Source organism: Peribacillus sp. NJ4, from assembly GCF_030348345.1.
Taxonomy (GTDB): domain Bacteria; phylum Bacillota; class Bacilli; order Bacillales; family DSM-1321; genus Peribacillus.
The window spans coordinates 104,552-117,386 of the sequence record NZ_JAUCFQ010000001.1; the positions used below are offsets into that span (position 1 = coordinate 104,552).

The 12,835-nt window shown below is 41.2% G+C and carries 11 protein-coding genes and 4 tRNA genes; all 15 read left to right on the forward strand.

Features of this window, described 5'->3' with window-relative positions; genetic code table 11:
- Positions 1 to 157: 157 nt before the first annotated feature.
- The gene (gene ychF, locus QUF94_RS00550; protein ID WP_289314144.1) at positions 158 to 1,258 is read left to right on the forward strand and encodes a redox-regulated ATPase YchF; all 1,101 of its coding nucleotides are present in this window, start codon (positions 158 to 160) and stop codon (positions 1,256 to 1,258) included.
- A gap of 205 nt (positions 1,259 to 1,463) precedes the next feature.
- Complete coding sequence (rpsF, locus tag QUF94_RS00555; protein ID WP_034316153.1) at positions 1,464 to 1,748, forward strand: 30S ribosomal protein S6; 285 nt, start codon at positions 1,464 to 1,466, stop codon at positions 1,746 to 1,748.
- A 69-nt stretch (positions 1,749 to 1,817) separates the two neighbouring features.
- Positions 1,818 to 2,348, forward strand: coding sequence for a single-stranded DNA-binding protein (gene ssb, locus QUF94_RS00560; RefSeq protein ID WP_289314145.1), 531 nt, complete (start codon positions 1,818 to 1,820; stop codon positions 2,346 to 2,348).
- A 47-nt stretch (positions 2,349 to 2,395) separates the two neighbouring features.
- Positions 2,396 to 2,635, forward strand: a complete 240-nt coding sequence (gene rpsR / locus QUF94_RS00565) for a 30S ribosomal protein S18 (protein WP_230161608.1) — start codon at positions 2,396 to 2,398, stop codon at positions 2,633 to 2,635.
- A 244-nt stretch (positions 2,636 to 2,879) separates the two neighbouring features.
- Positions 2,880 to 3,827 carry a YybS family protein gene (locus QUF94_RS00570; RefSeq protein WP_289314146.1) on the forward strand — a complete coding sequence of 316 codons (948 nt, stop codon included), beginning with the start codon at positions 2,880 to 2,882 and terminating at the stop codon, positions 3,825 to 3,827.
- Positions 3,828 to 3,865: 38 nt separating this feature from the next.
- Positions 3,866 to 5,836, forward strand: coding sequence for a DHH family phosphoesterase (locus tag QUF94_RS00575; RefSeq protein ID WP_289314147.1), 1,971 nt, complete (start codon positions 3,866 to 3,868; stop codon positions 5,834 to 5,836).
- Positions 5,833 to 6,282 carry a 50S ribosomal protein L9 gene (gene rplI, locus QUF94_RS00580; protein WP_289314148.1) on the forward strand — a complete coding sequence of 150 codons (450 nt, stop codon included), beginning with the start codon at positions 5,833 to 5,835 and terminating at the stop codon, positions 6,280 to 6,282. Before QUF94_RS00575 ends, rplI begins: the two co-directional genes overlap by 4 nt.
- Before the next feature lie 140 nt (positions 6,283 to 6,422).
- On the forward strand, positions 6,423 to 7,787 hold the full coding sequence (dnaB, locus tag QUF94_RS00585; RefSeq protein ID WP_289314149.1) for a replicative DNA helicase: 1,365 nt from the start codon (positions 6,423 to 6,425) through the stop codon (positions 7,785 to 7,787).
- A gap of 288 nt (positions 7,788 to 8,075) precedes the next feature.
- Positions 8,076 to 9,368, forward strand: coding sequence for an adenylosuccinate synthase (locus QUF94_RS00590; RefSeq protein ID WP_289314150.1), 1,293 nt, complete (start codon positions 8,076 to 8,078; stop codon positions 9,366 to 9,368).
- Positions 9,369 to 9,664: 296 nt separating this feature from the next.
- A tRNA-Lys gene (locus tag QUF94_RS00595) sits at positions 9,665 to 9,740 on the forward strand.
- An 8-nt stretch (positions 9,741 to 9,748) separates the two neighbouring features.
- Positions 9,749 to 9,820: transfer RNA gene (locus tag QUF94_RS00600), tRNA-Glu, on the forward strand.
- Between the two features lie 23 nt (positions 9,821 to 9,843).
- Positions 9,844 to 9,919, forward strand: a tRNA-Asp gene (locus QUF94_RS00605).
- A 31-nt stretch (positions 9,920 to 9,950) separates the two neighbouring features.
- A tRNA-Phe gene (locus tag QUF94_RS00610) sits at positions 9,951 to 10,023 on the forward strand.
- 406 nt (positions 10,024 to 10,429) lie between these two features.
- On the forward strand, positions 10,430 to 11,848 hold the full coding sequence (locus QUF94_RS00615; RefSeq protein WP_289314151.1) for a peptidoglycan DD-metalloendopeptidase family protein: 1,419 nt from the start codon (positions 10,430 to 10,432) through the stop codon (positions 11,846 to 11,848).
- A 279-nt stretch (positions 11,849 to 12,127) separates the two neighbouring features.
- Complete coding sequence (yycF, locus tag QUF94_RS00620; protein ID WP_034316131.1) at positions 12,128 to 12,835, forward strand: response regulator YycF; 708 nt, start codon at positions 12,128 to 12,130, stop codon at positions 12,833 to 12,835.

A 12,835-nucleotide genomic window follows, 5' to 3' on the forward strand; every position in this document is an offset into this window, starting at 1 on the left:
TTTTTTGGAATGAAAGTAGTCCTGCCATCTCAATGATTTACTTGTCTTTTTAGGGAGCGAAATCTATAATTGGGAAAGGTTTAGGTAATTGGATGGTCTTTATAGAAGATCAGTCTTTTTCCATATGTACGAATTATCTTGAAGGAGTGAAATATAAATGGCTTTAACAGCTGGTATAGTTGGTTTGCCTAACGTAGGTAAATCCACTTTATTTAATGCAATTACTCAGGCAGGTGCGGAATCTGCCAACTATCCTTTCTGTACGATTGATCCAAACGTCGGGATTGTGGAAGTGCCGGATCACCGTCTGCAAAAATTGACTGAATTGGTTAAACCGAAAAAGACGGTTCCGACAGCATTTGAATTCACGGATATCGCCGGGATTGTAAAAGGAGCAAGTAAAGGAGAAGGACTGGGTAATAAATTCCTTTCCCATATCCGTCAAGTGGATGCCATTTGTCAGGTCGTCCGATGTTTCGCAGACGATAACATTACTCATGTTTCCGGAAAAGTAAATCCAATCGATGATATCGAAGTCATCAACCTTGAATTGATCCTTGCCGATTTGGAATCCGTTGACAAACGCATCGACCGTGTCGGAAAAATGGCCAAGCAAAAAGATAAAGGCGCAGTGGCTGAACATGAAATCCTTGTGGCTTTAAAAGAGGCATTGGAAGATGAAAAACCAGCCCGTTCAGTTGAATTCACTGAAGAACAGCAAAAAATCGTGAAGGGCATGCATTTACTTACAGCGAAGCCGACGCTTTATGTGGCGAATGTGAGCGAAGATGAAGTGGCTAATGCTGACGATAATGAATATGTTCAGCAAGTTCGTGAATATGCTGCTAAGGAAAATGCCGAAGTAATCGTAATTTGTGCCAAAATCGAAGAAGAAATTGCAGAGCTTGAAGGTGAAGAAAAGGAAATGTTCCTATCTGAACTTGGCATCGAGGAGTCAGGTCTTGACCAGTTGATCCGTGCTTCATATAATCTGCTTGGATTGGCAACATACTTTACGGCTGGTGTACAGGAAGTGCGTGCATGGACATTCCGGAAAGGTATGAAGGCCCCTCAATGTGCAGGCGTCATTCACACGGACTTCGAACGTGGTTTCATCCGTGCCGAAATCGTTTCTTATACGGATTTGCTTGAAGCGGGTAGTCATGGTGCTGCAAAAGAAGCAGGAAAAGTTCGTTTGGAAGGAAAAGAATACATCGTTAACGATGGCGATGTAATCCATTTCCGTTTTAACGTTTAAGATTCAACTCCAGTCTGAAAGATCCTACAGCTCCATATGTAGGGTCTTTTTTGAGTCTTTAATCATTAGATTTCAATTAATTGTAATAAGTCGAACCGTTCGTTGCAAAGCCTCTTTAACTATGCTATAATTTTATCTTGTGAGTAATTATAAATAATTGCTCCTTGCCCAATTGGGCCGCTTAGACCAAAAGGAGGTGACAGTGATGAGAAAATACGAAATTATGTATATCATCCGTCCAAACATTGAGGAAGAAGCTAAAAAAGCTTTAGTTGAACGTTTCAACACAATCCTTTCTGATAATGGTGCGGAAGTAGAAGCAAAAGAATGGGGTAAACGCCGTCTTGCATACGAAATCAATGATTTCCGTGACGGTTACTACATGCTTCTTAAAGTTAACGCTGAAAGTGCTGCGATTCAAGAATTCGATCGTCTTGCTAAAATCAGTGAAGACATTATTCGCCACATGGCTACTAGAGAAGAAGTATAATCACATTTTTAATATAAATTCTAATCTTGTTTCACATGAAACAGGCTTGAAACCTAGGGGTTGATTCTGATGATGAATCGCGTAGTTTTGGTAGGACGCTTAACTAAAGATCCTGAATTACGATATACACCTAATGGAGTTCCCGTAGCTACCTTTACTTTAGCTGTGAACCGTAGTTTTACGAATCAGCAGGGTGAACGTGAAGCGGATTTCATTAACTGTGTTGTTTGGCGTAAACCGGCAGAAAATGTAGCTAACTTCTTGAAAAAGGGCAGTTTAGCTGGCGTGGATGGACGTGTCCAAACACGTAATTATGAAGGACAAGACGGCAAACGCGTATATGTGACGGAGATTCTGGCTGAGAGCGTTCAATTCCTTGAACCACGAAGCAGTTCAGCGGGTGAAAGAAATGAAGGCGGTTCTTACGGTGGAGGTCAAAAAAGTTATGGCAATAATAATAACGGAAATGACAACAATTCGTATGGACAAAATCCTAATCAGAATCAACGGAGCAATAACAACTACACTCGTGTAGATGATGATCCATTTGCAAATGACGGTAAAACAATCGACATTTCAGATGACGATCTTCCGTTTTAAACAGCCGTTTAAAATGAAAATTGAAAAAGCAGGGAGGGAAATTTATTATGGCAATGGGTGGACGTAAAGGACGCGGTAAGCGTAAAAAGGTTTGTTATTTCACATCTAACGGAATCACTAAAATTGATTACAAAGATGTAGATCTTCTTAAAAAATTCGTCTCAGAACGCGGTAAAATTTTACCACGTCGTGTAACTGGCACTAGCGCTAAATATCAACGTAGATTAACGATTGCTATTAAACGCTCACGTACTATGGCATTACTTCCATATGTATCTGGTGAATAATAAAAAGGCACATTGAGGAGTTTTCCTTAATGTGCCTTTTTTATAAAATCGGCTCTTATGCCTGAAAACCGCTGAATTGCGGTTTTTTTATTTTCAAAAGTAATTCATATGGCCATTTTCCTTAGAAAAAGTAATCATATCCTAAAAAAGAATGTGATGTTTGAAATATCCTGGCCGTAACGGATACAATAAAAGATGGAGATAAGACATTAATTTTAATCTTAACAGGGGGGTGAAAACAAAGATGAATAGCGGAAGACGAATTGCGGAGGGTGGAGCCCTTTTGGCACTATATTGCATTTTATTGTTCATCACCATTCAAGTACCATTAGTGAGTATCTTCACCACTTTCTTTTTACCCATTCCATTCATACTGTTCACAGTCAAACAAAAGTTATCGTGGAGTCTGGGTTACTTATTTATAGCCTCGCTGTTGTCAATCCTCATTGGGACGCTATTGTCTGTTCCGCTTACCTTACTTATGGGGGCAACCGGAATTGCGATCGGTTATTTTTTGAAAAAGGACAAATCGATGGCAACTATGTTCATAAGTGCAGTACTTGTCTTCCTGGGAGGCATTTTATTAATATATGCAGCTTCAGTGTTGATAATGGATGTTAATTACATAGAAGAATCGATGGATATGGTTGAAGAGTCCGTTGAAAATACAGTGGGCATCATGGATTCTTTTGGCCAGGCACCGACGGAACAAGTCAAAAAGCAGGTGTATGAAACAGTCGATATGTTAAACACACTGATGCCAAGTTTGTTCGTTCTGATGTCAGTCATCATGGTTTTATTGATTTTCTTCGCTGCGCATCCAATTGTGAAGAGGTTCAGTGATAAAACGTTAAAATGGCCCCATTTTCGAGATCTGCGACTCCCGAAAAGTCTTTTATGGTATTATTTAATTACGATGCTTCTTGCTCTTTTTGTGAATACGGACAAGAACAGTTTTGTATATATGGCCATAACGAACATATTTTTCATCTTGCAGTTCTTCATTTTATTACAAGGATATTCCCTGATATTTTATATCGCTCATGTGAAGTCATGGGCTAAAGCCATACCTGTTTTAATCGTGGTTTTTTCTTTGCTGCTGCCGATTCCGATTATTACAACAGCCGTACGATTTTTAGGTATAATAGATTTAGGCTTTCCTTTTAGGGAGACAATCAAGAAAAAGGAATAGACTTTTTTGTAAAACAGATGCTTTTAGGAGCTGAAACTATGCCATCTTATTTGAAAGAATACTCGATTAAGTCCCCGTTGTATGGGATGCTGGCCGCGGGCGTTTTACTTTTGGGCGTACTGGCTTATTATAATTGGGTTATTGCACTTGTTGGACTATTGATTCTTGCTGGTTTATTTTATTTAACATTAAGAATGGTAGAAAAAAAGCAACGTAAGACAGAAGAGTATATAACGACTTTATCTTACCGATTAAAGAAGGTCGGCGAGGAAGCGTTATTGGAAATGCCAATTGGGATCATGCTCTTTAATGAGGATTATTACATTGAATGGACCAATCCATTCCTGGCTTCCTGTTTTAGTGAAGACTCCTTGGCAGGAAGATCGCTCTATGATGTCGCGGACTCGATCGTTCCATTAATTAAGCAAGAGATCGAGACAGAGACACTTACGCTCCACGATCGGAAATTCAAAGTGGTCCATAAGCGTGAGGAAAGGCTTCTTTACTTTTTTGATGTGACGGAGCAAGTTGAAATCGAGAAATTATATGAAGATGAGCGAACGGCAATTGCGATCATTCTCCTTGATAACTATGATGATTTGACACAGGGTATGGATGATCAGCGTAAAAGCAGCATTAATAGCCTGGTCACCTCACTTCTTGATAAATGGGCAAGGGATAATGGCGTTTTCTTTAAACGGGTTTCCTCGGAACGATTCATCGCTGTCTTTAATGAGCATATCCTTCAGCAGCTTGAGAAGGGGAAATTCTCGATTTTGGATGAAATCAGGGAAACGACAGCCAAGCAAAATGTACCATTGACCTTGAGCATCGGGGTCGGCTCGGCCGTGTCATCCTTACCGGAACTAGGTACGCTTGCACAGTCCAGCTTGGATCTCGCTCTAGGTCGGGGCGGTGATCAGGTAGCAATAAAGCAAGCGAATGGAAAAGTGAAATTCTATGGCGGTAAAACCAATCCGATGGAAAAACGCACAAGGGTCCGTGCACGTGTGATTTCCCATGCATTGAAGGATATAGTCCTTGATAGCGATAAAGTCATTGTCATGGGCCATAAAAACCCGGATATGGACGCAATCGGTTCAGCGATAGGCATCTTGAAAGTTGCCCAAATGAATGAACGTGAAGGCTATATTGTCATAAACACCCAGCAGCTTGATAGCAGTGTCCTCCGTTTAATGGAGGAAATCAAAAATAAAAAAGAGCTTTATGCCCGGTTTATAACTCCTGATGATGCATTTGAAATGATTACGGATGAGACATTGCTGGTTGTGGTCGATACACATAAACCTTCCATGGTAATTGAAGAGCGGTTATTGAATAGGATCGATAAAGTTGTAGTCATCGACCATCATCGCCGGGGTGAAGAGTTCATCAAAAACTCATTGCTCGTCTATATGGAGCCATATGCGTCTTCAACAGCTGAACTTGTAACCGAACTGCTTGAATATCAGCCGAAACGCAGCAAGATTGATATGCTGGAATCGACGGCGCTTCTTGCGGGTATCATCGTCGATACGAAAAGCTTCACCTTAAGGACGGGTTCACGTACTTTCGATGCAGCCTCTTATCTTAGGGCACATGGAGCTGATACGGTACTTGTCCAGAAATTCTTAAAAGAAGACGTGGACACCTATATTAAACGGTCAAAGCTCATTGAAGAGGTAATCTTTTATAAAAAGGGAATTGCCATTGCCTCGGCAAAAACCGATCAGGTCCATAATCAGGTGCTCATAGCTCAGGCTGCTGACACCCTATTGACCATGGATGGCGTTGTCGCTTCCTTTGTAATGGCTAAGCGATCTGATGATACAGTAGGCATAAGTGCGCGTTCTCTTGGTGATATCAATGTACAGGTGATCATGGAAATGTTGAATGGGGGCGGCCATTTGACAAATGCCGCTACTCAACAGGCATGCTCCATTGATGAAGCCGAAAGTCGATTGAAAGTAGCTATTGATGAATATTTAGAAGGGGGACAAAAAGAATGAAAGTAATATTTTTAAAAGACGTTAAAGGTAAAGGGAAAAAAGGGGAAGTTAAAAATGTTGCAGATGGATATGCGCATAATTTCCTGCTTAAACAAGGATTGGCTGTTGAAGCAAATAATACAAATGTGAAAACTTTGGAAGCACAGAAGAATAAAGAAGAATCACTTGCTGCCGAAGAACTGCAACATGCAGAAGAATTGAAAGTCCAACTGGAGAAATTAACGGTTGAGCTATCGGCCAAAGCCGGTGAGGGCGGGCGTTTATTCGGTTCCATCACGACTAAACAAATTGCATCAGAGCTTCAGAAGAAACATGGTATCAAGATTGATAAACGCAAAATGGAGCTTGCTGACGGTATCCGTTCTTTAGGACACACCAAGCTTCCAGTCAAGCTTCATCCTGAAGTCACTGCGACACTTACTGTGCATGTGAAAGAAATTAACTAATTTTAGTTGTTTCATATCTGTGAAAAATTGATAAAATAGAGGTAGACGAAAAATGTGATTGGGCATGTTGTCCTTTCACTTTTTTCTTTTTCACTAGAAACATATAAAAGGTATCCTCTTAGAATGGGAGGTTTTAAGATATGATAGAACAATTTCAGGATAGGATTCCCCCTCAAAATATAGAAGCCGAACAGGCTGTACTAGGTGCCATTTTTCTTGAGCCCTCTTCATTGACCGTTACATCGGAAGTTTTGATTCCAGAGGATTTTTACAGAAGCTCTCATCAAAAAATCTTTAATGTGATGCTTAAATTGAATGACGAAGGAAAAGCTGTCGATTTGATTACGGTGACAGAGGAACTGGCTGCGACCAAAAACCTTGAAGAAGTTGGCGGAGTTTCTTATTTAAGTGAATTGGCCGGATCGGTGCCTACCGCGGCCAATATTGAATATTATGCCCGTATCGTCGAGGAGAAGTCATTGCTTCGCCGTTTGATCAGGACAGCGACCAACATCGCCCAGGAAGGCTACAGTCGCGAGGACGAGGTCGAGGAGCTGCTCGGGGAAGCAGAAAAAACGATCATGGAAGTGGCCCAGCGTAAGAATTCCGGGTCTTTTCAAAATATTAAGGATGTATTGGTGCGGACGTACGATAACATAGAAGTTTTGACTACCCGTAAAGGGGATGTCACGGGAATACCGACCGGGTTTGCTGAACTGGATCGAATGACTGCCGGGTTCCAACGTAATGACCTCATCATAGTGGGCGCCCGTCCCTCGGTTGGTAAAACCGCCTTTGCATTGAATATCGCACAAAACGTTGCAACCAAAACGGATGAGAATGTAGCGATTTTCAGTCTTGAAATGGGTGCAGAGCAGCTCGTTATGCGTATGCTCTGTGCTGAAGGAAATATCAACGCCCAGAATTTACGGACAGGTTCCTTAACTGATGAGGATTGGCGTAAATTGACGATGGCGATGGGAAGCTTGTCGAATGCCGGCATTTATATCGATGATACGCCGGGTGTGAGGATTGGCGAAATCCGTTCAAAATGCCGTCGTTTGAAGCAGGAGCATGGCCTTGGCATGATATTGATCGATTACTTGCAGTTGATTCAAGGCGATGGTCGTTCAGGCGACAATCGTCAGCAAGAGGTATCCGAGATTTCACGTTCACTCAAAGCGCTCGCCCGTGAACTTCAAGTGCCCGTCATCGCCCTTTCCCAGCTATCGCGGGGAGTGGAGCAGCGCCAGGATAAGCGCCCGATGATGTCCGATATCCGGGAATCAGGGAGTATCGAGCAAGATGCTGATATCGTGGCATTCTTATACCGTGATGATTATTATGACAAGGAATCCGAGAATAAAAACATCATTGAAATCATTATAGCGAAACAGCGTAATGGTCCAGTAGGAACGGTTTCGCTTGCATTCGTAAAAGAATACAATAAATTCGTTAACCTCGAACGTCGCTTCGATGATGATTCGATGTCTCCCGGGGCATAGAGAACAGCCTGCCATTCATGGAATGGCAAGCTGTTTTTATTTTGGGAAAAAGAACGGGGCTGGTGATAATAATAAAAGAAATCAAAGGGCAGAATAATTATTGACAATCCAAAACCAATTTTAAAACGGAAAGGATTTTTTTATATTTACGAACAAATAATTTATTAAAATGTGTATTGTTCGGATTTTGTATTGACTTCCAGTTTGGATTATTGATAAAATAGGTTTGTTTGATAAGAACCGGTTAAAAATCGGTATTACGTGAACCTTTGGAGGTGCTTTATTCAGATGTCATCAGTTGTAGTAGTCGGTACACAATGGGGAGACGAAGGTAAAGGTAAAATAACAGATTTTCTATCCCAGAATGCGGAAGCCATCGCTCGTTATCAAGGTGGGAATAATGCAGGGCATACAATAAAATTTAACGGCGTTACCTATAAACTGCATTTAATTCCGTCAGGGATTTTTTATAGTGATAAAATTTGTGTCATTGGAAATGGTATGGTGGTTGATCCAAAAGCTCTTGTAGAGGAGCTTGCTTATTTACATAGTCACGGTGTAAGTACGGATAATCTTCGTATCTCAAACCGTGCACATGTCATTCTTCCTTACCATATCAAATTGGATGAAGTCGAAGAAGACCGTAAAGGCGCCAACAAAATCGGAACGACAAAAAAAGGTATCGGCCCTGCTTATATGGACAAAGCTGCTCGTAACGGAATCCGCATGGCAGATCTTTTGGATCGTGAGATTTTCGAGGAAAAATTGTCTCAAAATCTTGTCGAAAAAAACCGTATGTTTGAACGTTTCTATGAAACGGAAGGTTTCAAGATCGAAGATATCATGGAAGAATACTATGAGTACGGACAACAAATTCAGAAATATGTTTGTGATACATCCGTTGTATTGAATGACGCACTTGATGAAGGAAAACGGGTATTATTCGAAGGGGCACAAGGTGTCATGCTTGATATCGATCAAGGAACATACCCATTCGTCACTTCATCTAACCCGGTTGCAGGTGGGGTTACCATCGGTTCTGGCGTAGGCCCTACTAAAATCAACCATGTAGTTGGAGTATGTAAAGCATATACAAGCCGTGTGGGTGATGGTCCCTTCCCTACAGAATTGCATGATGAAATCGGTAACCAAATCCGTGAAGTTGGCCGTGAATATGGTACAACTACAGGCAGACCGCGCCGTGTCGGCTGGTTTGACGCTGTTGTCGTCCGTCATGCTCGCCGTGTCAGCGGGATTACCGATTTATCATTGAACTCGATTGACGTATTATCAGGTCTTGATACGGTCAAAATTTGTGTAGCTTATGAATACAAAGGCGAGATCATTCATGAGGTACCAGCGACCTTGAAAGCGATTGGCGAATGTAAACCAGTCTATGAAGAGCTACCAGGCTGGCCAGAAGACATCACAGGGTGCAAATCATTGGATGAGCTTCCAGAGAACGCACGCCACTATGTAGAGCGCGTATCTCAATTGGTAGGCATTCCTTTGACTACTTTCTCTGTCGGTCCTGACCGTAACCAAACAAATGTCGTGAGAAGCCCTTGGCGTCTAGCGTAATTCATGAAAAAGGAGCTGGCTTTTTTGCCAGCTTCTTCTTTCTTTATTAGGGTGCATGCATTCTGATGTCACGTTCGTAAGGCACGGGATACAGAATTAATGGAGTGAAACAGTAGTGAAAAAGGAAAAAGATAATAAAATTTTAATTTTATTTCAAAAAACTATTGCCTAAACTATATTAACCATGATATTATCAAAAGCGTCGTCACAATAGAACAAGCCATTAACAACAGCAAGCGAGTAGCTGCATTGGAGATGTTAAGTTTACATCCGGCGAAGTTACATTTCATTAGAACGAGCCATTAGCTCAGTTGGTAGAGCATCTGACTTTTAATCAGAGGGTCGAAGGTTCGAATCCTTCATGGCTCACCATTTTTTTCGGCCCATTGGTCAAGCGGTTAAGACACCGCCCTTTCACGGCGGTAACACGGGTTCGAATCCCGTATGGGTCACTTCTTTATATAAATGCTTTACTGGTCCCGTGGTGTAGCGGTTAACATGCCTGCCTGTCACGCAGGAGATCGCGGGTTCGATTCCCGTCGGGACCGCCATTTTATTTTTTTATTCTAAAATAGAATATTTGGCTCAGTAGCTCAGTCGGTAGAGCAAAGGACTGAAAATCCTTGTGTCGGCGGTTCGATTCCGTCCTGAGCCATCCTTTTTAAAAACGCCTTTCCTTTAAGGCGTTTTTTTGTTTTATATCAGACGTATTTTAAATGAAATCTTGTTAATAGATTGTTAACGATTTGTAACATACCAATTTTGGCCAATTTGTCATATAACTCGCTTTTAACCATACGGGGCTTATATCCACTCCTTTTTTCGTAATTTACCGAACTATCCTCATAAACATATTTATTGGTACTTGTTGTCACCATTTATACAGTTCTATTACATTATGAAGTCTATTTCTTGTTTTTTTTCTTATTATGGTAGAGTTATGAGTGGAAAAATCATTAAATCAGTCATATGTATATGGATATTTAAAATGGACTAATAAATCTCACAATAAATTCGATTAGTTTCTTAATTGGTGACTGAGCCGTTAAGGAGGACAATATATGTTTAGCTCAAAAGGTAAGGGGATCATCCTGTTGATGGTTTCCGTCATTTTATTGCTTGCAGGAAATCGGGCAACGGCTGCAGGGATATCGGAAACTAACACCATTCAGCATGTTTACATTAACGATGAGTTCGTCGGAAGTGTGACGGATGAAACGGAAATAGAGAAGGTCGTAGCCGAAAAGGTAGAAGAAGCACAGGAAGATTATCCTGACTTTACATTCGATAGGGAAACACAGCTGACGTTTGTACCTGAAGAGGTATTCGATGTAGAGGTTAAAGAGGATCAGGCTGTAAAGGGTATTCAAGATCAGTTGAATGTGAAGGCAGAGGCGTATGAAATCGATATAGATAATCAAGCGGTCGCCTATGTTGCGTCAAAGGATGATGCTGAGGACGTTTTGGAGAAAATCACTTTATTATATGTAAATGAAGAGGAATACTCCGAATATGAATCAATTAAAAAAGAAAGCGAAACGGATGCGGGAGCGTTAAAAGAACCGGGAAGCAGAATTCTGGACATCGAATTTTCAGTTCCCGTCACGTTTAAAGAAACAATGGTCGATCCAGATGAAATCAAGACCGTCGATAAAACCCTTTCCATGATTGAAGAAGGAAAGGAAGAAAAGACGATCTATGAGGCTAAGGAAGATGAGGATCTTGAATCAATTGCCACTAAGCATGATATGGACCTAGATCAACTGTTGGAGCTAAATCCAGGACAGGAAGAGGACAAAGGTATTAAAGAGGGAGAGCGTCTCTATGTGACCCAGCGTACGCCCTATGTGAACGTAATGGTAGAAAGAGAAGTTTTTAAGGAAGAGAGGATTCCTTTTGAAAAGAAAGTGAAGGAGGATGACGAACTTCCAAAGGGCGAACTCATTACTGAACAAATAGGCAATGAGGGGATTCGGGCATACACCTATGCAGTATCTGAAACAAACGGTAAGAAAATCAGCGAAACGATCGTAAAAAAGGAAGTCACGGAAAAAGCCAAAACAGAAATCACCAGAAAAGGCACGAAGGTCATTCCTTCACAGGGAAGCGGTACATATTCATGGCCTGCAGACGGGGGTTATATTTCCAGTAAGCAGGGCCAGCGTTGGGGGAAACTCCATAAAGGCATTGATATCGCCCGGCCAACCACCAGAACCATAACGGCAGCAGATCATGGAATAATCGAAACTGCCGGAAACTCCGGAGGGTATGGAAATAAGATAACGATCAATCATAATAATGGGTATAAGACAGTGTATGCCCATTTGGATTCAATAGATGTAAAAGCAGGACAAAAGATTGAAAAAGGCATGAAAATAGGCATGATGGGTTCAACAGGGCACTCAACCGGTGTCCATCTCCATTTTGAAATATATAAAAATGGGTCTCTTGTAAATCCGCTAAACTATATAAGTCAGTAATCGATGGAAGTCTTCGAAAAATATTCGAAGACTTCTTCTGCTTCATATATAGATGAGAATAATAGGAAAAAGGTGATTTAATGCCTATAAAATGATAAAGTAGAATAGATACAATTTGCTTTCATTCCGGTGTTCAGCCCCTTTTATTGGGTATATATATATAATTTTGTTGAATCAGGTTGTTAGATTGGTGCAAACAGAAGGAAAAGTGAATAAGGTCCCGGATAAGGACACGGTTTTTAATAGATTCAGTTTAGTTATTAAAAAGGAGATAAGTACATGGATAAGAAGATTCTGGTAGTGGATGACGAAAAGCCAATTGCTGACATATTACAATTCAATCTAAAAAAAGAAGGCTATGAAGTTTTTTGTGCTTATGACGGCAATGAAGCCCTCAAGATGGTAGAAGAGCGGCAACCTGATTTGATTTTACTTGATATCATGCTACCGCAGCGCGATGGAATGGAAGTTTGCAGGGAAGTAAGGAAGAAGTATGAAACGCCAATCATCATGTTAACGGCTAAGGATTCAGAGATAGATAAGGTCTTAGGCTTAGAGCTTGGAGCAGATGACTATGTGACAAAGCCATTTAGTACCCGGGAAATAATTGCCCGCGTTAAGGCGAACTTAAGACGTCAGCAAGCTGTCCCGGTCCCAGATCAAGAAAATGAACCGAAGGAAATTACGATAGGAACGCTCACTATCCATCCGGATGCCTATGTGGTATCCAAGCGGGGCGATACGATTGAATTAACGCATCGCGAATTTGAATTGCTTCATTACTTAGCGAAGCATATCGGTCAGGTCATGACAAGGGAGCACTTATTACAAACCGTGTGGGGCTATGATTATTTTGGTGATGTACGGACAGTCGATGTAACGGTCAGGCGTCTTCGTGAGAAGATTGAAGACAATCCAAGCCATCCTGGTTGGATTGTAACTAGAAGAGGGGTCGGTTATTACCTGCGTAACCCTGAACAGGAGTAG